Source organism: Niveispirillum lacus (genome assembly GCF_002251795.1).
Taxonomy (GTDB): Bacteria; Pseudomonadota; Alphaproteobacteria; order Azospirillales; family Azospirillaceae; genus Niveispirillum; species Niveispirillum lacus.
The window spans coordinates 30,862-50,670 of the sequence record NZ_NOXU01000016.1 but is presented as its reverse complement, the minus strand read 5'-3'; the positions used below and the strand labels follow the sequence as shown (position 1 = coordinate 50,670).

General features: G+C 61.3%; 21 protein-coding genes. 12 read left to right on the top strand and 9 right to left on the bottom strand.

All coding sequences use genetic code 11. The annotated features are described in order from the left end of the window. Nucleotides 1–21 precede the first annotated feature (21 nt). Nucleotides 22–204, bottom strand: coding sequence for a hypothetical protein (locus CHU95_RS01910; protein WP_133065378.1), 183 nt, complete (start codon nucleotides 202–204; stop codon nucleotides 22–24). 147 nt (nucleotides 205–351) lie between these two features. On the opposite strand from CHU95_RS01910, the gene CHU95_RS01905 reads away from it, so the two are divergent. From CHU95_RS01905 to CHU95_RS01890, 4 genes are all read left to right on the top strand, one after another. Further along, nucleotides 352–705 (top strand): YciI family protein, encoded by a 354-nt coding sequence (locus CHU95_RS01905; protein WP_094453181.1) that lies wholly within the window; start codon nucleotides 352–354, stop codon nucleotides 703–705. Next, complete coding sequence (locus CHU95_RS01900) at nucleotides 698–1,969, top strand: RNA polymerase sigma factor (RefSeq protein ID WP_165771953.1); 1,272 nt, start codon at nucleotides 698–700, stop codon at nucleotides 1,967–1,969. The genes CHU95_RS01905 and CHU95_RS01900 overlap by 8 nt, the downstream gene beginning before the upstream one ends. 81 nt (nucleotides 1,970–2,050) lie before the next feature. Further along, nucleotides 2,051–2,485 carry a CBS domain-containing protein gene (locus CHU95_RS01895; protein ID WP_094453177.1) on the top strand — a complete coding sequence of 145 codons (435 nt, stop codon included), beginning with the start codon at nucleotides 2,051–2,053 and terminating at the stop codon, nucleotides 2,483–2,485. Between the two features lie 56 nt (nucleotides 2,486–2,541). Continuing rightward, nucleotides 2,542–3,120, top strand: a complete 579-nt coding sequence (locus CHU95_RS01890) for a universal stress protein (protein WP_094453175.1) — start codon at nucleotides 2,542–2,544, stop codon at nucleotides 3,118–3,120. 19 nt (nucleotides 3,121–3,139) lie between these two features. On the opposite strand, the gene CHU95_RS01885 is transcribed toward CHU95_RS01890, so the two are convergent. Continuing rightward, nucleotides 3,140–4,102, bottom strand: a complete 963-nt coding sequence (locus tag CHU95_RS01885; protein WP_245837812.1) for a fused DSP-PTPase phosphatase/NAD kinase-like protein — start codon at nucleotides 4,100–4,102, stop codon at nucleotides 3,140–3,142. An 82-nt stretch (nucleotides 4,103–4,184) separates the two neighbouring features. On the opposite strand from CHU95_RS01885, the gene CHU95_RS01880 reads away from it, so the two are divergent. The 3 genes from CHU95_RS01880 to CHU95_RS01870 all read left to right on the top strand — a co-directional run bounded on the left by CHU95_RS01880 (nucleotide 4,185) and on the right by CHU95_RS01870 (nucleotide 7,568). Then, the gene (locus CHU95_RS01880) at nucleotides 4,185–5,492 is read left to right on the top strand and encodes a hypothetical protein (RefSeq protein ID WP_133065377.1); all 1,308 of its coding nucleotides are present in this window, start codon (nucleotides 4,185–4,187) and stop codon (nucleotides 5,490–5,492) included. Nucleotides 5,493–5,731: 239 nt separating this feature from the next. After that, nucleotides 5,732–6,787, top strand: coding sequence for a retroviral-like aspartic protease family protein (locus CHU95_RS01875; protein ID WP_165771952.1), 1,056 nt, complete (start codon nucleotides 5,732–5,734; stop codon nucleotides 6,785–6,787). Between the two features lie 148 nt (nucleotides 6,788–6,935). After that, a complete protein-coding gene (locus tag CHU95_RS01870) occupies nucleotides 6,936–7,568 on the top strand; it encodes an outer membrane protein (RefSeq protein ID WP_094453169.1) in 633 nt (210 codons plus the stop codon). Here CHU95_RS01870 and CHU95_RS01865 read toward each other — a convergent pair whose 3' ends face one another. Then, the gene (locus CHU95_RS01865; RefSeq protein ID WP_094453167.1) at nucleotides 7,569–8,900 is read right to left on the bottom strand and encodes a DNA polymerase IV; all 1,332 of its coding nucleotides are present in this window, start codon (nucleotides 8,898–8,900) and stop codon (nucleotides 7,569–7,571) included. Between the two features lie 135 nt (nucleotides 8,901–9,035). On the opposite strand from CHU95_RS01865, the gene CHU95_RS01860 reads away from it, so the two are divergent. Beyond that, on the top strand, nucleotides 9,036–9,440 hold the full coding sequence (locus tag CHU95_RS01860; RefSeq protein WP_094453165.1) for a response regulator: 405 nt from the start codon (nucleotides 9,036–9,038) through the stop codon (nucleotides 9,438–9,440). Between the two features lie 36 nt (nucleotides 9,441–9,476). After that, on the top strand, nucleotides 9,477–10,877 hold the full coding sequence (locus CHU95_RS01855; RefSeq protein WP_094453163.1) for a PleD family two-component system response regulator: 1,401 nt from the start codon (nucleotides 9,477–9,479) through the stop codon (nucleotides 10,875–10,877). A 21-nt stretch (nucleotides 10,878–10,898) separates the two neighbouring features. Here CHU95_RS01855 and CHU95_RS01850 read toward each other — a convergent pair whose 3' ends face one another. Then, on the bottom strand, nucleotides 10,899–11,369 hold the full coding sequence (locus tag CHU95_RS01850; RefSeq protein WP_165771951.1) for a protease complex subunit PrcB family protein: 471 nt from the start codon (nucleotides 11,367–11,369) through the stop codon (nucleotides 10,899–10,901). A 61-nt stretch (nucleotides 11,370–11,430) separates the two neighbouring features. Continuing rightward, entirely contained in the window at nucleotides 11,431–12,612 is a 1,182-nt protein-coding gene (locus CHU95_RS01845) for a M20 aminoacylase family protein (RefSeq protein ID WP_094453159.1), read from the bottom strand. A 422-nt stretch (nucleotides 12,613–13,034) separates the two neighbouring features. On the opposite strand from CHU95_RS01845, the gene CHU95_RS01840 reads away from it, so the two are divergent. Beyond that, complete coding sequence (locus CHU95_RS01840) at nucleotides 13,035–13,847, top strand: MipA/OmpV family protein (protein ID WP_165771950.1); 813 nt, start codon at nucleotides 13,035–13,037, stop codon at nucleotides 13,845–13,847. Between the two features lie 44 nt (nucleotides 13,848–13,891). On the opposite strand, the gene CHU95_RS01835 is transcribed toward CHU95_RS01840, so the two are convergent. Further along, nucleotides 13,892–15,211: an ATP-binding protein gene (locus tag CHU95_RS01835; protein WP_245837810.1), complete on the bottom strand. Its 1,320-nt coding sequence runs from the start codon at nucleotides 15,209–15,211 to the stop codon at nucleotides 13,892–13,894. Beyond that, the gene (locus tag CHU95_RS01830) at nucleotides 15,208–15,927 is read right to left on the bottom strand and encodes a response regulator (RefSeq protein WP_094453155.1); all 720 of its coding nucleotides are present in this window, start codon (nucleotides 15,925–15,927) and stop codon (nucleotides 15,208–15,210) included. The genes CHU95_RS01835 and CHU95_RS01830 overlap by 4 nt, the downstream gene beginning before the upstream one ends. A gap of 197 nt (nucleotides 15,928–16,124) precedes the next feature. Here CHU95_RS01830 and CHU95_RS01825 point away from each other — a divergent pair, with 197 nt between their 5' ends. Together CHU95_RS01825 and pdxR are read left to right on the top strand one after the other, a co-directional pair. Then, complete coding sequence (locus CHU95_RS01825) at nucleotides 16,125–16,427, top strand: hypothetical protein (protein WP_094453153.1); 303 nt, start codon at nucleotides 16,125–16,127, stop codon at nucleotides 16,425–16,427. Between the two features lie 230 nt (nucleotides 16,428–16,657). Continuing rightward, nucleotides 16,658–18,187, top strand: coding sequence for a MocR-like pyridoxine biosynthesis transcription factor PdxR (gene pdxR / locus CHU95_RS01820; protein WP_094453151.1), 1,530 nt, complete (start codon nucleotides 16,658–16,660; stop codon nucleotides 18,185–18,187). A 241-nt stretch (nucleotides 18,188–18,428) separates the two neighbouring features. Here the strand turns inward: pdxR and CHU95_RS01815 are convergent, their stop codons facing one another. Together CHU95_RS01815 and proC are read right to left on the bottom strand one after the other, a co-directional pair. Then, on the bottom strand, nucleotides 18,429–18,923 hold the full coding sequence (locus CHU95_RS01815; protein WP_094453149.1) for a YbaK/EbsC family protein: 495 nt from the start codon (nucleotides 18,921–18,923) through the stop codon (nucleotides 18,429–18,431). Nucleotides 18,924–18,945: 22 nt separating this feature from the next. After that, on the bottom strand, nucleotides 18,946–19,752 hold the full coding sequence (gene proC / locus CHU95_RS01810) for a pyrroline-5-carboxylate reductase (protein ID WP_094453147.1): 807 nt from the start codon (nucleotides 19,750–19,752) through the stop codon (nucleotides 18,946–18,948). Between the last annotated feature and the right edge of the window lie 57 nt (nucleotides 19,753–19,809).

Here is a 19,809-nt window from a genome sequence, read left to right as displayed (position 1 = left end):
TGGGGCGGCGGGATGCCGCCCCTAACCCTGCCTGTCCTGGAGATATTGCTGTTCGAAATCCGACAGCATTTCCTTCACATCCGCCAAAAGTCCTTTAACCAGCCGGCGGTCGGGTTCGGTGCACAAGGTTTCGTTCATGGCCTTGCCTAACTGCACCGACGCCAACGCCAGCAGCTTTACCGCCATACGGTCTTCAAGTTTCATCACCATCCCCGAGAGCGACCCTGATCCCTCACCCATAGTGGGGTGTGAAAAATTTTTCGACAATCCTGTCGAAACGCGGAAATCTCAGCCGTCAGGAGGATCAGACACAGCGATTGGCGCTGCGTCTGGCCGATAAGGGAGTGTTCCATGGCCAAATTCATGCTGATCCTACGTGAAAACCCCGCCACATTTGCCAGCCTGTCCCCTGACGATCTGCAGGCGATCATTCAGGAATACAGCGCCTGGGCCCAGAAACTGGGGATGGAAGGCCGGATGGCAGGCGGAGAGAAGCTGCGCGATGAAGGTGGACGTCATCTCACGGCCCGGTCGGGCAGCTTGGTGGCCATCGATGGCCCCTATGCCGAAGCCAAGGAAGTGATCGGCGGTTTCTTTATCATTGAGGCAGCGGACTATGCCGATGCCGAGGCATTGGCGACCGACTGCCCACATGTAAAATATGGCGTGGTCGAAATTCGGCAGGTCGATAACATCGATGGCTAATCCGGCGGGGGGGCTGATTGAAGGTCTGTTCCGCACAGAAGCCGGGCACCTGACGGCCCGGTTGGCCCGATTGCTGGGTCCGGGCAAGCTGGATGAAGCCGAAGAGATCGTACAGTCAGTTCTGACCAAGGCCCTGCATGTTTGGCCCCGCACCAGCATTCCCGATAATCCCATGGGTTGGCTGTGGCGGGCGGCGCGGAACGAAGCGGTGGATGGCCTGCGCCGCCGCCGCTTCACAGCCCCCATCACACCGGAAGATCTGGCTGACAGCCTGCCCGACCCCACGACAGGTGGTGATGATCCACGCTTTGTCGCCGAATTGTCGAATGAAAAGCTGGGCCTGATATTCGCCTGCTGTCACCCGGTGCTGGCGGTGGAGGCACGGGTGGCGCTGACGTTGAAAGCCGTTTGCGGCCTGGGTACCGGACAGATCGCACGGGCCTTCCTTCTGTCGGAACCAACCGTTGCCCAGCGGATCACGCGGGCCAAGGCACGGCTGGCCGACGCGAGAGTGCCCTTTGCCATCCCAGCGGGCAGCGAATTGCCCGGGCGACTGGAGGCCGTTCTAGGAACGCTGTATCTGCTGTTCAATGAGGGGGTGGGCAGCAGCGACGGCGAGGAGTTGATCCGCGCTGACCTGGTGTCAGAGGCACTGCAGCTTGCCAGACATCTGGCCGACCATCCGGTAACAGGCCGACCGGAGGCAGAAGCCATGGCGGCCCTGACCTGTCTGACGGCGGCGCGCCTGCCCGCGCGGCAGGGTGCTGACGGTTTGCCAGTGCTGCTGGCTGACCAGGACCGGGATGCGTGGCACCAGGGTCTGATCGCCGCTGGTTTCCGCCATTTGAAGGCCAGTATGGCGGGGTCCACGGAAACACGCTGGCATCTGGAGGCCGCGATTGCCGCCGCGCATGCGGCAGCCCCTACCTGGGGCGACACCGACTGGCCGCATATTGTCATACTCTATGATCGGCTGATCCGTCTGGCGCCCGGTCCCGTTACCCTGCTGAACCGGGCGGTGGCGGTGGGAGAGCGCGACGGGCCGTCGGCTGGGCTGTCAGCCCTGGCCCCGCTGGAAGGTGATGGGCTGATCGCCCGTTATCCCCTCTTTGCGGCGACAAAGGCGGCAATGCTGGAACGGCTGGGTGACCGGGCAGGTGCGGCAGAACAATTGCGGCAAGCCCTGGATATCGCCGACCGAGTAGGGATCAACCAACCCGATCGGCGATTGCTGGCAGCCCGGTTGGACAGGATGATGGAATAAGGCTTGCGCGTGCGGCGCAACATCGCGTTCCCTTAGGGCAGCGGGTCGATAACTCGCGCCAAGGGAAGGAAAGGACCGCTCATGCATGTGTCTGCCATCCTCAAGAACAAGGGCGCCACCATCATCACCACGCGTCCCGATGAAAGTGTCGGCTCGGTTAGCCATGTCCTGCATGCCAATCGTATCGGTGCGATGCTGGTGCTGAACGAAGCCGGGGGGATTGTCGGCATTCTGTCGGAGCGTGACATCGTCCGCGGCCTGGCCCTGCACGGAGCCGATGTTCTGGACAAGCCCGTCTCTGCGCTGATGACCGCGAAGGTCGTATCCTGCACGCCGGCCGATACGGTTGCCTCCGTGATGAGCCGGATGACGGAGGGCCGTTTCCGGCATATGCCCGTGGTGGAAAATGGCATCCTGGTTGGGGTCATCTCTATCGGCGACGTGGTCAAGTTCCGCCTGGCCGAATACACGCATGAGGTGGAAAGTCTGCGGGACTATGTGGCGGGTCGGGGCTGAACCCGCCCTGGTGTTTGTTCAAGTGCACGTCCCCTGCCCCGGTTGACAGGAGAACGATGATGCTTGTTTCCATGAATGGGGGTTTGCGGTCGCGGCACGCAGAGGGGGCGACACCACCTCAATCAGCCATCCCATCGCTATCCCCGGTCGCAACGCGACGAACAGAGCCGAGTGACCGGTTCAAATTCCTGGTCTGTGTAGATGGAAGCACGCAAAGCCGCGCCGCCTTGCGTTTCGCCGCTCTGCGTGCCCGCAATACCGGTGGCATTCTCGCGTTGCTGCATGTCTGTGAACCGGTGGACTGTCAGGGATGGATGCGTGTGGCCGATACGATGGAGGCCGAACAGCGGGAAGAGGCTGAATGCCTGCTCCAAAGCATGGCAGGAGAGGTCTGGGCCCTCACTGGCCTAATGCCCGAACTTAACTTCCGGCGCGGTACCATTGGCACGGAAATCCTGGACGCCATCCAGGAGGATGGAGATATTCACGCGTTGGTCGTTGGCGCCGCCCCAGCATCGGCGCGGCGAGGACGATTGATCTCTTGGTTGGCTGGCGAACTGGCCGGGTCGCTCGACATCCCATTGGTGATTGTGCCGGGTAATCTTACCGACCGGCAGATCGACAGGTTAGCCTGAAACCCAACTGTCTGGTCGGTCACTCCCGGCCCAGCAAGCGGTCCATCAAAAGATTGGCCCAGCGGCGCGACCGAAAATCAGCCTTCATGGCAACCGGATCATAATCGCGTTCTACCCACTGATAGAATTCGTCAACAGTGCGTCCGCCGGTGGCCATGAACTGTTCAAAGAAATGGTCGAGGATACCTGTCTTTGATTGGCGAAGATGACCGTATCTCCACGAAAGCTGGCCCATCGCCTGCTCTAAAGGGAGCCCAAGACCCACGAACTGATAAAGCACACTCATCAGACCGACCCGGTCAGCACCGGCTTTGCAGTGCATGACGGTCGGTCCTTCCAGGCGACAGAAAAGCTCGCGGGCGGCGACCAGATCTTCCTTGCGCGGTACATCCCGTGAACGTACCGGGAAATCGATCAGTTCGATCCCCAGTCGCGCGCACGCACGAACTTCAAAAAAATAGGAACCGCAGGTGATCCGCCGGCCACGCAGATTGATGATGGTCCGGATTCCCATCTTGGCCAGATCTTTCATCTGCCCTGGGGTCGGCTGACTGGACCGGTACAGATTGGGGCCAATAGGGTGAAAATTGCGGTAAACCATGCGGATGAAAGCATGGTCGTTAAACATCATGTCAGCATATCGGCGTGCCAGTGCGCGTCGGCATTCGGACTGAGCCCATTCCGGCACCCCGATCACCGCATGCCGCAGATGTGTTTCTTCATACCGCATGCCCATTCCTTCGCCTTGGCCAGCAGGGCTGCACCATTTGGCGCAAGCCGGCCGACAATCCAATACATACGATAATGGCCCGAAGCGGCGCGAGCGCAAAAACATGCTCATTTGGTTATGATTCTTTGACGGCGGCACGCATCGCTGAGGACAGGGTATCCTGCCCGATGATCCGTCATTGGCAGCCTTGGTAGTGTGAGCGACGTTCAATAGTTGGTAAGCCGCGCCTTTGCTGGTGCTTTCCCCCTTCACGTGCCCCCTTGCCATGCGCAGGGAACAAGCCTAGGGTCCCACCGCCCAATGTGCAGAGGGGTTGTTTCCCGTGGTTCCCAGCTTGTCTTTCTTCGCACCGCGCGTCCTGCGGCATCTGCTGCTTGCCGGCAGCGCTGCGCTGTGTCTCACAGGTGGCGCTGCCGCCCAATCCACCGATCAGCAGCAGCCACAGGCCGGTAGCGGGCTTATACTGCCTGGCGCGGTAATCTCGCCGCAGCAATCGGGCAGTCCTGCCGCCGGCACCATTGGAGGCGGCCCCGCGGCTGGCACGATCGGCCAATCTTCCGCACCCGCGCCATCCGCCGGCACAGTGGGTGGCGCAGCGCAGGGAGCGCCAGCCGCACGTCCTGCCGCAGCGACAACGTCGCCGCCCAAACCGGCCAAGCCAGGTGTGCCCAAAAGCGAATGGCAGGTTGGTCCACAGGTGTTCTCCGATGGCAGCTTCAAGATGTGTGGCGCCTCGGTAGAGTTTGACAACAACTTGCATTTGATTTTCCTGCGCAACCCCGCGAAGCGGGTTCAGATGGTCCTAGGCATTCCTGGTGCCCAGATGCCGACCGGTCAGCGGGCCGCTCTCAAGGTTTCCATCGACGGGAAGATCAACCGAGAATTGGGGGCTGTCGTCAGCCAGCCGAACGCCTTGGCCATCGGCCTTGGTGATGATGCCGAGTTGCTGAAGGGCCTGACCACTGGCAATGTGCTCACCATTGAGGTACCGGGTGACACTGCGTCCTTCCAGTTGAAGGGTACAACAAAGGCCATGAACGACCTGACGACCTGCGTCGATCAGGGTGTGGCTGGCACCCTCAAGCTGCCGGAACCAACGGAACCGGTGATCGCCCCCACATTGGCCAAGCTGCTGGTCGATGCCGGCCTGTCCAATGCTCGCGCGATCCCAATTGACAAGATCCCCCCGCAGCAGCGCCCCGGTGACTATGCCTGGCAGATCGGCGATAAGGTTCTGGGCGCGGTCCGCAGCTTCCCGATGGGAGAAGCTGCCGGCGATTTCAACAAGGTCGCTGACACCTATATGGAACAGTTGAAGAAGAGCTGTGAAGGTACTTACACCCCTGCGCTGGGGGCTGCGGAGAAACTGCCTGCTTACCAACTTCGTTCCGGTACCGTATCGTGTGATAGCCAGGGCAACAAAATCCATGTTGCCCTGGTCATGCAGCTCATTGAGCTACCGAAACAGCCGGGGCAAGAGCAAGCGATCCGCGTTCTGAACGTGTTTTCGCATGAAGCGACGGATGCGGAAAAGGCGCAGGCGGACGCTGCCGCAGCCGGGATCGTCAAAGTGCTGAAGGAGAAGGGCAAGGAACCTTTACCGGCACCCGGCGCGCCGACGCCAGCAGCAAAAGCCAATTGACGGTAGAGTCATCTGTCTGAATAGATCATAGAAGAAGGCTGGGCCACCAACCCAGCCTTTTTTATTGCAGACTTGCAACCATGATGGAGAACTCTGGTTCCCTATACCCTCCATAAAGCGGACCTTCTCAGGCTGAGCTATGCCGTGATTACTGGGATTGACCGAAGCATTCTGGAATAGACTGCTCACAGGTCGCGGTACCCATGACCGAAGGTGCCGACCACCAGGGAGGGACGGCAATGACACGAACAGTCCCTAAGACCAGCAGGTTGACCCGCCGCATCATCAGTGCGGCGGCATTGCTGTTACTGGGCTGCATGCCGGTGACAGCCGAGATGTCCCCGCCCCCGCCACCACAGCCGTCCGGCCCTGTCTATGCCATTCCGACCCGGCCCGACCGTGCCGGCCGCGTATTGGCGCCGGTGGTGGTCGATGGCTACGGCCCGGTGCGTTTCCTGGTAGATACCGGCTGTTCCGGCACCATGATCGGGATGGATATTGCCCGCGCCCTGGGGTTCAGTGCTCCACCCAACGCTCCCGGCATGGCCGTCGGGGCGGATGTCACAGTCACCGGCAATCTCATGCGGGTACATGATGTGCTGGGTCCGCTAGTGATGCCCACAATGAAGGTGGGGCGGATCGACATGGGACGGTTTGTGGCGACAAACATGGTGACGCCAGTCTTGTCCTTCGGCGACATGTCCGGCGCCGGCGGCGTGTTGGGAACCAACAGTTTGCAAGGCAAGCGCCTGTCGGTGAACTTCCGACGGGACGAGATCAGGATTGAACATTCCCGGCGCTTCGCCCCGACAGGATACGAGTCGGTCAAAGGCCGCGTGCATCCGGCAGGTCTTGTGATCGTACCCTTGGAAATCGGGGGAATACAGGTTAATGGCCTTGTCGATACGGGCGCGGAACGGTCTATGTTCAACCCCGTCCTGCTGAACGCCTTGAAAGACCGTGGCAAACCGGCCAGCCTCATTGGCCAGACGGAAGTGATCAACCTGGCTGGAGAAACGCGTATCGGCCATGTATTCCTTCTGCCGCGGGTTCGGATCGGGCCGGTTTCCGTGACAGGTCTGCCAGCGACACTCATTGATGCCCACGCCTACACAGCCTTAGGCCTGGAAGATGAACCGGCCTTTATCCTGGGAATGGATGTGCTTGGGATCAGTGATGGATTTGCGCTTGATTTTGGCACCGGTACACTACACCTGCGGATGCGGGTGGCCGCGGCCGGCGCTCCGCCGGGTCCTTCCCGCTTGGGCGACCGCGGCACCAAGGCCAGCGAGTGAGGCAAGCCGCGCACCCAGGTGGGAATAGAATTCCGTGTCGGGACTGACACACATGGCAGAGGATCGGGTTTCGAGGGAGCGTTCACCCCGGTCTAAGCATGACTTCGCCGACGACGTCGGTTATTAGAAAAGAAGTCGGAGTTATGTCATGAAGTCGCTGAAGACCGCCCTCTTTGCTGTTTGTTTCGTTTTTATAGCCACCCCTGCCCTTACGCAGGAGGCGGGCATCCCCGATTCCGACCTGCCAAACGCTTATCTCCAGGGATTATCAGGCCGCTATGTCGGCGGCACCGCCGGTAATGCCACTACATATGGTTTGGGTGCTGCCAACCCCGGCCTTTCAACGGCAGCCAATGATTGGCACCCGATGGAAAGTTTCCGGCTCGAACTGGAATATGCCTACCGCGACCGTGATTCGGCCCTGCTGACAGCCCCTAGCGTTGATGGTGTCATTGGATCACTGGGGACGATGGCCAATGCCCGCGTCAACCTGAAGGTCACAGACTGGCTCACACCCTATGTGGGGATTGGCATGGGCTGGACGCGGACGGAGGCAGAGCGGCTGGCCATGGGCTATACCGACGCGCGTGCCGAACATTTCGCCTACCAGGGTATGGTCGGACTGTCGGTGCCGGTGGGGGGCAGCTTCTCCTTCTTCGCCGATGGCCGTTATGTGCGGGGCAACGAGACGAGTTTCACCGCCACGGATGATTTTGCGACGCACGGCACGGCCCAGACTTGGTCCGCTCTGGCCGGTCTCCGTTTTACTTTCGGGAAATAATCACCCTTCGCCGGCCTGGTTAGGGTCGCTGCTGCTACCGACCACAGGCAAACTGCGTCCTTTGGTTATCGCGTGTCCGCCCAGCTTTGCCCGCACTGCGTCTATAGCACGTTCCACCTTGGCCCTTTGCTGCTGGCCTGGATCAGCCAGGTCAGGAGGGTCCGCATCACGGGGATCGGTTAGGTCGTGGCACCCGATGCCCAACAGGCGAAACCGGCGGCCATCACACTCAGTCCGTAGCAAATCACGGCCTACGCGAAAGATTCTATCTGCCAATTGTGTTGGCGACGATAGTCGTTGACTGCGTGTGATGAGCTTAAAGTCCGGGGTCTTCAGTTTCAGGGTGACGGTCAGACCGGCATGATCCCCTGATTTCATACGCTTTGAGACCTTTTCGGCCAGCGGCCACAGTTCCCGTTCAAGGTCTTCAAAAGACCAGAGATCATGGTTGAATGTGGTTTCCGAAGATATGCTTTTCAGCGGGCTGTGCGGGGTAACGCGGCGATCATCCTGCCCGCGTGAAAAATGATAGAGGCGCATACCCATAGAACCATACCGCCGGACCAGTTCCTTCATCTCCATGTCCCGAATCTGGCCAATGGTGCGGATGCCTTCCGCCGCCATCTTGGCAGCCAGCGCCTTGCCAACGCCCCAAATCATGCCCACGGGCCGGGGCGCCAGGAAAGCCAAAGTCTCGGCCTCACCAATGATGGCGAATCCACGCGGCTTATCCAGATCACTGGCCAGTTTGGCCAGGAATTTGTTGTGCGACAGGCCGATGGAAGCGGTGACCCCGATCTCCGTCTCGATACGTCTCACCAGTCGCACCAAGGTACGCGCGGGACTTCCGTGATGTAAGAGTTCGGTCCCCGTCAGATCCAGGAAGGCTTCATCGATTGAGATCGCTTCGACCAGGGGTGTCATCTCCTGCATCAGTGACCGGACCGCGCGACCGACACCGACATATTTCTGCATGTCTGGTTTTATGATGACAGCCTGCGGACACAGTTGCAGGGCTTTGAACATCGGCATGGCAGAACGGACACCATAGAGTCGGGCTATATAGCAGCAGGCCGACACCACGCCGCGATGCCCACCGCCGACAATCACTGGCTGATCGGCCAGTTCCGGCCTGTCACGTTTCTCCACACTGGCATAGAAGGCATCGCAATCAATATGGGCGATAGACAGCCTATGCAATTCGGGATGTTTCACCATGCGAACCGACCCACAATGTCGACAGCGGCGGGCGTCCACCTGCGGGTGCCCGCAGTCACGGCACAGCGTATCGGTCACAGCACTGGAATGGAGTTTTTGGGGATCTGCGGGCATGATGAATGATGACAGGCGCTAACGAATGGTTAAGGGTTGGAGCCTTCTAATGACCGGGAGGTCGGTGGCAGGACTGCCGATAGCCATTGACTGGTGGTTCTGGCGGTTGAACAGGGACTAGGCGGAGCGGTGCCGATGAGTGTGGACGGTGTCCAAGATGGCGATCAGGCTGCGCAGCGCCAGCGCCGTATTCTCATCGTGGAGGATAATGAACTGAATATGAAGCTCTTCCACGATCTGCTGGAAGCGCATGGCTATGCAACCTTGCAGACCAAGGACGGGATGGAGGCCCTTCGTCTTGCCCGGCAGCACCGTCCTGATCTGATCTTGATGGATATTCAGCTTCCCGAGGTATCCGGACTTGAGGTTACCAAGTGGTTGAAGGAAGATGATGATCTGAAGGCGATCCCTGTGGTCGCCATCACCGCCTTCGCCATGAAGGGGGATGAGGAGAAAATTCGTGAAGGTGGTTGCGAGGATTACATCGCCAAGCCAATCTCCGTCGCGAAGTTTCTGCAGACGGTGCAACGTTTCCTTTGACGGCCCGGTGCATGCGGGCCGGTAGGTGTGAAAACCATGTCGGCTCGGGTTCTGGTTGTTGACGATGTCCTGCCTAATGTGAAGCTGCTGGCGGCCAAGCTGACCAGGGAATATTTCGACGTGGTGACCGCCAATTCAGGGCCGGAAGCCCTGGAACGTATCCATGCCCAACATCCGGATATCGTGCTGCTGGATGTTATGATGCCCGGTATGGACGGTTTTGAAGTCTGTGAAAAAATCCGCGCAGATCCGGCGACCATGCACATACCTGTGGTGATGGTCACCGCCTTGTCAGATGCATCCGACCGGGTCCGAGGACTGGAAGCCGGGGCCGACGATTTCTTGACCAAGCCGGTAAACGATGTGGCCTTGTTTGCCCGCGTCCGTTCCCTGGTCCGCCTCAAGATGATGACAGACGAGTGGCGGTTACGCGAAAGCACGTCAGGGCAACTTGGCATGCTCGTTTCAACCGACTCGGTACATACCCAGACGGCGGAAGCAGCCCGGGTTCTGGTGGTCGAAGACAGTGCCATCGACCTGGATAAGATTACGGAAACCCTGGCCCGTGACCGTGACGTTGTCACCGATACGGACACCTGTGCCAGCGGCCTTGAAATGGCGCTGTCGGAAGAATTTGAACTGATCGTGATCTCACTGACGCTGATGCGGGAGGACGGGCTCCGGCTCTGCTCGCAATTGCGCAGCCATGAAAAGACCCGCCAGATCCCCATTCTGCTGCTTGCCGATGAAACGGATATGGATAGGGTCGCCAAAGGGCTGGAGCTTGGCGCCAATGACTACCTGATCAAGCCCATCGACCGGAACGAATTGCTGGCACGCACCCGCACGCAGGTTCGACGCAAGCGCTATCAGGACAAGCTGCGCGCCAATTATGAGGCCAGCCTGTCCATGGCCCTGACCGATAGCTTGACCGGCCTGTTCAACCGCCGGTACCTGTCCGCGCATCTGCCGCGCCTGCTTGACCGGTCTGGTGGCAACAACAAGCCGGTATCGGCGCTGTTGTTCGATATCGATCATTTCAAGGTGGTCAACGACACCTGGGGCCATGGCGTCGGTGACGAGGTGCTGAAGGAAGTGGCACAACGCGCCAGCCGCAACCTGCGCAATTTCGACCTTGTCGCCCGCCTGGGCGGTGAGGAATTTGTGGTGATCATGCCGGACACCGACGCCAATCAGGCCGTGGCCGTGGCCGAACGTCATCGCCGCCGCATCGCAGAGGAACCTTTCACGGTATCGGCCCCGGTCGGCAAAATCGACATCACGATCTCCATCGGTGTCGCTTTGGCCGACTGGACACTGGATGCGGATGGCAAGCCGGAATCGGGCGACGCCCTGCTGCGGCGGGCCGACACAGCCCTTTATCAGGCCAAACGCAGCGGTCGCAACCGCGTGGTAATGGACGGCGCTGTGGAGTGAACGCCGTTATCAGCTCCGGCCTTACGGCAGCCGGTTGTAGCGGACCACGGATTCGCTGCGATCAACCAGAATGATGGCGTAGGGACTGGTCAGCACCTGGGCCGTGATCAGGCCTTCTGGCGGTGTCACCTCCCGATATTCCACGACCAGCCGATCACGCTGCCCGTCACGGCGTTCAGGCCGGAGTCGCAGGATATCCACCGAGTAACCGGTGGTCGTGCGGGTACCAAGGAACACCCCAAGCGCCATCTGATCTGGCGGCAACCGGCCCGGTGGGGATCGGCCAGCTAAATCCCAGAGAGCTGCCCATTCGGCATCGCTGCGCGCCACCAAGAAGGATTGAGATTGGGCACGGGCGTTCTCCGCACGCCACATGGCGCGGGCAGCAAGGGGCGGTGGCGCATCGCCGGACATGCCCGACACACCCCCACCCGCTTCTCCTGCCAGCCAAGCACCGGCGCCGGCACCACAACCGGCCAAGCTCAAACTCATCGCCAGGGCCAGTACGGATCCCCCGATCCGCCCTGTGTTGCAAACGCGAAGCGCCATGGGATCAGGCCGCCGCCGACAAGGCGGTTTCCACCAGCCGAGCCCAGTAACTGGTACCCAGCGGCAGGATGTCATCATTGAAGTCATAGGATGGGTTATGCAACAGGCAGCCCAAGGCGGCGCCACCCTGGCCCATCCAGACATAACAACCGGGCCGTTCCTGCAACATGAAGGCAAAATCCTCTGCGCCCATGCTGGGCCCCACATTGTCGTGGACCTTGTCAGGTCCCACCAGTTCGGCTGCCACGCGGGCGGCAAGCGCAGTCGGCATGCCGGCATGGTTGACGGTAGGTGGATAGCCGCGGCGATAGGTTAAGGTCGCGCTGGACCCAAAGGCGGCCGGCAGGGTCTCCACAATTCGGCGCAGTCCCTGCTCCAACTGGTCACGAACCTCGTGGCTCAAGGCGCGCACAGTTCCCCGCATGATCACTTCCTGCGGGATAACATTATAGGCGCTACCGGCATGGATTTGAGTGATGGAGATTACGCCGCTTTCGATCGGGCTGACATTGCGGCTGACAATCGTCTGAGTGGCCGTGACGATATGGGCCGCGATGACCACCGGATCGATGGCATGGTGCGGCAGGGCGGCATGCCCCCCCTTACCCGCCACCCGAATCTCAAACTGATCGGCCCCGGCCATGATCGGCCCTTCCTTGACCACCATTTCGCCGGGCGGCAGATCTGGCCAGTTGTGCATGCCGAAAACCATGTCACAGGGAAACCGGTCAAACAGCCCCTCCTCCACCATACGGCGCCCGCCTCCGGCGCCTTCTTCCGCTGGCTGGAAGATGAAGTTCACCGTTCCGCTGAAATTCCGCGTCTCCGCCAGGTAGCGAGCGGCGCCCAGCAGCATCGTCGTGTGCCCATCATGGCCGCAGCCATGCATCTTGCCCGGGACCTTACTGGCATGGGCGAAGGTGTTTCCTTCGTCCATATTCAGGGCATCCATATCAGCCCGCAGGCCAATGGCTTTGCCATTGGGACCGTCCTTGCCATGGAGCACACCTACCAGACCAGTCCCCGCGATACCGCGATGCACCTCAATACCGAAGGCCTGAAGCTTCTCGGCCACGAAATCAGAGGTCTTGAACTCCTCAAACGCAGTTTCGGGATTCTCGTGGATATGGTGCCGCCAAGCGGTCATGTCAGCATGGAAATCGGCGATACGGTTGATAATCGGCATGGTCGCTGAAACTCCGGCGGCGACAGGTGATGGACCCCGCCGGGGTCCGGTCCTGCCACCTTGATCACTTGTGGGTCGAGATTCGACGTTGGAGGTATTTTATCGGCTAACCCCGCGTCAGGGAACGATGAAACGCAGCGCATTACACAAAGATCGGCGGCGACCGACATACAAACATCGTGATCGGGGCGCCACCAGTCCACGCATCACAGGCGAAGGCCCGGACCGATTGCCCGTGACACTGGCAGGCCGATGCGCGCGCCTGCCGCAGCCTGGGTTGATGGCTAAATAAGAAATTTTTGATCACTGTTCATTCTGGTGATCTGCATCACATCAAGCGCTCAGGCCCTTTGTCACAGTCCCGGCGCGGTAAAAGCTGGGGCAACGGGCCGATGCCGCGATCAGACGATCGGAGAGAAAAGATGAACACCCGTTCGACCGGGCGCTTGCGGATGGTGGCAGCGATGTCCGCCCTGCTTTCGCTGACCTGTGCCACAGGCGCCTCTGCTCAGATGCAACGCCCTGATGATGGCTGGTATGTGCGACTTGGTACACTTGGTTTTGTCGCACCAGAATATGAAGGCTCAGACCAATACAAGGTCCGACCCGTTCCCGACATTGAAATCACCTATGACCGTTTCTTCCTGTCCCGGCAGGGGCTCGGCGCCAACTTGATCAGCACTGATAGCCTGACGCTTGGTGCCTCCGTCGCCTTTGACGGGGGGCGCAAATCCCGGAAGGACAAGGCCCTGACAGGTTACCGCAATGTGGGCGACACGGCGGTGGGACATATCTTTGCGGAATACACCATCGACCGGCTGATGCTGTCGGCGGATGTCGGGACGGACCTTCTCGGCGATGGGCATAAGGGGACCGAGGCGACTCTGTCGGCCACCTGGATGTTCAACCCGGTCGGGCGCACCCTCCTGATGGTCGGTCCCTCGCTGACCTGGGCCAGCAACGACTACATGGATTCGTTCTTCAGCACGACCATCGACCGGCTCGACCAGACCAAGATCGCCCCTGGCTCGCGCACTGGCTATGATGCCGATGCTGGCTTTAAGAATGTCGGCCTGACCGCCATCATGATCCACCCATTGGACAAGAACTGGTCAATCACGGGGCTTGCCGGTTATTCTCGCCTGCTTGGCGACGCGGCCGACAGCCCGTTCGTGAAGGACAATGGCAGCCGCGATCAGTTCATGGGCGGCCTGGGTCTGTCCTACACCTTCTAAAGGCCGTGAGGGGCGGGTCATCTGCACCCGCCCCTCCTGTCTTTTCAGGCCGTACCGGGCTCCATCGGCAGAACCACAGTCACCCGCAATCCACCTTCGGAGCGATTCGCCAGACGGATTTCGCCGCCATGCGCCCGAACGATGTCATTGGCCACCGACAGGCCAAGACCCGTACCGCCAGTATCGCGCGACCGCGATGCTTCCAGCCGGAAGAAGGGCCGAAACACATTTTCAAATTCCATCTCCGGAATACCCGGCCCATTGTCATCAATGGTTATTGTGACATTCTCCCCGGTCATGGCCAGCGCCACCTGGGCGGTTTGACCATATTTGACGGCATTTTCCATCAAGTTACCCAGGGCACGACGCAACGCCATGCGCCGCCCGGCGATGGGGATGGAGAAGGGGGCCGGGATCACGCCCACCGGCTTGCCGGCATCGCGCATATCCTCGCCCAGACGGGCTAGCAAAGCGTTCAGTTCCAGCGGCTGGATGGCTTCCTTGGCCGCCTCATCCCGGGCAAAGGCCAGGGTCGAGCCGATCATGGCCTCCATTTCCGACAGATCTTCCAACATCTTGTCGCGCACGACATCATCATCAATGAATTCAGCGCGAAGGCGCAGGCGGGTCAACGGTGTGCGCAGATCGTGGCTGACCGCTGCCAGCATACGGGTCCGATCTTCCACAAAGGCGCGCAAGCGTCGCTGCATCTTGTTGAAGGCCGCCGCAGCCAAACGCACCTCACGCGGACCGGCTTCGTCCAACGAGGGCGCGTTCATGTCGATGCCCAGCCGGTTGGCCGCTGCCGCAAAGCGCCGAAGGGGGCGCGTCGTGAAACCCAGAACCCAGGCCGACAGCAGGATCGCCACCGCCGCCGACCCGCCCAGCGACGCAATGAAGCCCGGCTCCCGCAGCGCATCTGTTGCCGTCACCGGTGCGTGGAACCGCATCCAGGTGCCGTCCTTCAATTGCCGCGACACTTCGATGACATTGGGCTGCGGCGGTGGGGGTACTGGCATACCGAAAGGCGGTATCGATACGGCCGGGGACATTTCTGGCTTACCAGGGGTTTTCGGCTTTTTCTCATACACGTCTAGAAGGACCGTATGCCCGGCGCTGGTGCGCACGGTCAGTTCACGTTCCTTCAGACCACGCAATACCGCCAGACGCACATCCGTGGGCTGTTCTTCGATCACCTGGGCGAATCCGGCCAGGCAATTGGCGAGTTGCCCACCTTCTGCATCGGCCACGGCCTCTGCCCGGTCCGAGCGATAAAGGCCCAGCGCAATCGCCTGTGACAACAGGATGCCGCCGACCAGCACAGCAAAGATCGAATAGGACATGCGGTCGGTCAGCGCCCTCATGGTGCCTGCACCTCGGGTGAGAAGATGTATCCGCCCGACCGCACCGTTTTGATGATGGTGGGTTCAGCGGGATCGACCTCGATCTTTCGGCGCAGGCGGCTGATCTGCACATCAATCGACCGGTCAAATGGACCGGCCGACCGGCCCCGCGTGATCTCCAGCAGGTCGTCACGGGACAGCACCCGCCGCGGGCGGGTGGCCAGCGCGACCAGCAATTCATATTCCCCGGCGGTCAAGGTCACTTCCTCACCCTTTGCGTCCGTGAGACGGCGCTGTGCCTGATCCAGCACAAATCCGGCGAAGTTGATGGCGCCGGCTGTTGCCTGCGCCGTCCCGGTTGGGGTCGACGCACGGCGAAGCACGGCCTTGATACGCGCCACCAGTTCCCGCGGATTGAAGGGTTTGGGCAGATAATCATCGGCACCGATCTCCAGCCCCAGGATACGATCCGCATCCTCCCCCATGGCCGACAGCATCACCACAGGCGGCCCCCCTTCCGCGCGCACCGCGCGGCAAAGTGACAGCCCATCCTCGCCCGGCATCATCAAATCCAGGACGATCAGGTCGATGTTGCGGTCAGCGAGATAGCGACGCATCTCCTGCCCGTCCTTGGCCGCCGTCACACGGTAGCCATGGCGCGTCAGGTAGCGCGTCAGCAGATCGCGAATTTCACGGTCGTCATCGACGACCAGGAGGTGTGTGCTGCTCTCGGTCATGGCTTCATCATAATCGAAGGGCAGCCGGGCTGCCGATGGGCATGTTGTTACCACAATGTAACGTCTGGGCCGTTGGAAACACAGTGTTTCACAAGCCCCCGTTCATCGTCATGCACCGGTAAAGCAGGGGTGTTCAGATATGTTCGTCGCCGGAAACAACCGGCAACCCGAACAGCAGAGAAGAAGAGGAAGCAACAATGCGTACCCTGATCGCCCTCGCTTTCGTCGCAGCCCTTGGCGTCACCGCAGCCCATGCCAGCGACAGCGCCCAAGTCGCGGCAAAGGAACCCGCCGCCAGTGTCGCCCGCACTGAACCCGTCAGCACCGCCGAGGCCCGTGATATCGCCCGGACCTGGTTGAAGACCAATAACTACCGGTTCGGTCGCGTCGGCGACATTCGCCAGAAGGATGGCCAGTTCCTGGTGGAGCTGAAATCGGCCGACGGTATCCGCTTCGCCACGTTGAAGATCGACGCCGCCACCGGCCAGATCGGCGGCTAATCCCTGTCTTTGTCCAATCATCGCCGGCAAGCCCCGTCGCCGGCGATGGTGGAGCGGCCTTCCCCGGTTGTCCGGCCGCTCCGAGGTTGGCCGGCGGGCCCTCGGGCTACCCCATCATGCCCGGCCCGCCGGCTTACCCGATCCACCCGCCATCCACGGAACGTCACCGGGTCTAGCGTTCCGACCGAGGTCCGCAATGAAGCCCGGTTGATCACCCGAGGTATCCGCGCATGAAACTGAGCCAAGGCCCCCTGCTTTCCCTGTTCGATGGTCCCGACGGCACGCCGTTGCAACAGCGCCTGTTTGACCGTCTGCGCGGCGCCATCGTGAATGGCGCCATCCGTCCTGGTGAAAGGCTGCCATCGACACGCACCCTGGCCACTGATCTTGGCGTGTCACGCAACACCGTCGTAGCGGCGATCGACCGGTTGACGGCGGAGGGGTATCTTGAAGCGCGGATCGGTTCCGGCACCTTTGTTTGCCGCAACCTGCCCGACGATGCCATGGCCCCTGCCGTGCGCCTCGCCCCGAATAATGCAGCACGCAGCGTCCCCGCCGCAGCGCCCAAACCGGCGGTACCCGTGCCTGCCGCCGGTGCGGAGCTTTTGCCATTCGAGCCGCGTGTTCCCGCCTATGACCAGTTTGATATCGACACCTGGCGACGGTTGCTGGCCAAGCGCTGGCGCGATGCCGGTGGTCTGCTCCTGGGCCATGATACGGCCGGGGGGTGGATGGCCCTGCGCCGCGTCCTGGCCGGACATTTGCAGACCAGTCGGGGCGTAGCCTGTGATCCGGAGCAGATCCTGATCCTGCCTGACCGACGGTCGGGTCTGGAGTTTGTCGCGAACCTTCTGCTGACAGCAGGTGACACCGTCTGGCTGGAGGAGCCCGGCTGCCCTCTGCAAGCGCTGACCTTTGGTCAACGCGGCTATACTGTCGCGCATGTTCCAGTAGATGCGGATGGGATTGATCCCGAACGTGGCGCCCGGATGGCGCCCGACGCGCGCCTGGCCCTGGTTACACCAGGATGGCAGTACCCGGTTGGCGGCACCATGCCCCTGCGCCGGCGCATGGCGGTGCTGGCTTGGGCCCGGCGCAGCGGTGCTTGGCTTCTGGAGGATGATCGCGACGGCGGATACCGCTATACCGGCCGGCCGCTGCCCGCCCTGCAGGGCTTAGACGAGAATGAACGGGTGCTGCATCTGGGTGCCTTGGACAATACGCTGGTGCCAGCCCTGCGCCTAGCCTGGCTGGTCATCCCGTCCTCCCTGGTGGCGGCAGCCCAGGCTCTGCGTGCCCGTATGGACCTACATGTCCCGCTGCCCGACCAGATGGCCGTTCATGACTTCCTGACCGAAGGCCATTACGCGAGCCATCTGCGTCGAACCCGCCGGCTTTATGCCGAGCGGCAGCAGGCGTTGCTGTTTGCCGCTGACCGGTACTGGTCGGGGGCCATCCATCTGGAAGCAGCGGGTTCCGGCTTGCACCTTCTGGGTCGACTGTCACCAGGTCTGGGTATCGACGATACCGGACTGTCCACCCTGGCCGCCCAGTCCCGTATGACTTTGCCCGCCTTGTCCGCCTGTCGGCGGGGGCCCGGCATTGCTGGTGACCCCGGCGCGGTGATCCTGGGTTATGCCGCCTTCACACCAGAACGCCTGACCCGCGCCGCCGAACGGCTGGGCAGCGTCATCGAGAAGGCACGCGGCACACAGGCGCATCGCATCATGGCCCCGCGCCGACTTGTCCCGGCGGAGTGAGGCATAAACAGTTGAAATGCGGGGATTTCGGAGGCGCGCACCGGCTAACTCCGAATTCTTGGCTGTTCTGTGCAACATGGTGAAACACAAAACAAAGCTGTGTTTCAGAGTTTAGGTCTTTTCCGCTCCGAAAGCGGATCGCTCCGAAAGCGGATCGCTCCGACTGAAACCCCGACACAGCAACGCCCTGGACGTCCCCGATGATATCAGAGACAGGGTGAGAAGTCAGCATTTCCCGCCTTCATACCACCTCCACCACCATACCACCCACGATCCCGGCAAGCGTGTCGGGTGCAATGGGAAAGACGGTGTTGGGGGTGCCGGCGGCGGCCCAGACGGTGGTAAAGTTCAACAAGTCCCGGTCGAACAGGGTGATCGGCGGGACATTGTGGCCCAGTGGCGGCACGCCGCCGATGGGATATCCTGTTTTCTGCCGAACAAAATCGGCATCGGCCTTGGCCAGTTTCTCCCCGCCCAGCGCAGCACCCAGGTGGCGGATCACCGACGCCTCGTTCACCCGGTTGCTGCCGGAGGTGACCACCAGGACCGGACGGCCCGTATCGCGGGTGCGGAACATGATTGATTTGGCAATCTGCGCCACTTCACACCCAATGGCCGCCGCTGCTTCGGCAGAGGTGCGGGTGGAGGCCGCAAACTCCAGAACATGAATGGGATGGCCCAGGTCGTTTAACAGGTTCTGGATTTTCTGCGCACTGGGGCTCAACGGTCCGGCCATCCCACCTTCTCTCCCTTTGAGTTCAGCCTGCCAATTCCCGCGAGCGGGCGGTGCCGGCGGCAATGGCGCGGGTCAACAGGTCCTGCATGCCCCCCGGCCCCTCAATCATCAGCACATCCAGCGCCGCTTCAGTCGTACCTTTCGGGCTGGTCACATTGCGGCGCAGTTGTTCGGCCGACTCATGGCTCTGTCGCAGCAATTCACCCGATCCCATCACCGTGGCACGGGCGAGCTGCATGGCAAGATCGGGCGGCAGACCCGCCGCAACCCCAGCCTTTGCCATGGTTTCCACCAACAGGAACACATAGGCCGGGCCACTGCCCGACAGAGCAGTCACGGCATCCAGCAGTTTTTCGTCGGCCACCCACGCCACCTCGCCCACCGCTGACAGCAGCGTACGGGCCAACGCCTTCTGCGCGTCACTTGCGTTGGCATTGGGCACAGCCGCGCTGATGCCACGGCCAACGGCAGCGGGGGTGTTGGGCATGGCACGGACAACGGCCGCGCCGCTGCCCAGGTGCTTTTCAAAATAGGCGATGGGCTTTCCAGCCGCGATGGACACAAACAGGGCCGACCCGGCGTAGCGGGCATAAAAGGGCAGCGCCTGGTCCATCATCTGCGGCTTTACAGCCAGAATGATGGCATCAGGCGCGAAGTCGTCCGGGATCTCGTTGGTGTCCTTGACCACCATGACATCGGTAGGCAGGCCCTTGGGCGTGCCAAAAGGCTCCACCACCACAATGGCGCCAGCGGCACCGGCAGTTTTCCAGCCGGCCAGCATGGCCCCGCCCATCTTACCGCACCCGACCAGCAGCAAACTCGCACTCATCCGGTGTTCCCCCCTTGTTTCCGGCGGGGTTGCGGGGTGTTTCCCCGGCATCTTGGA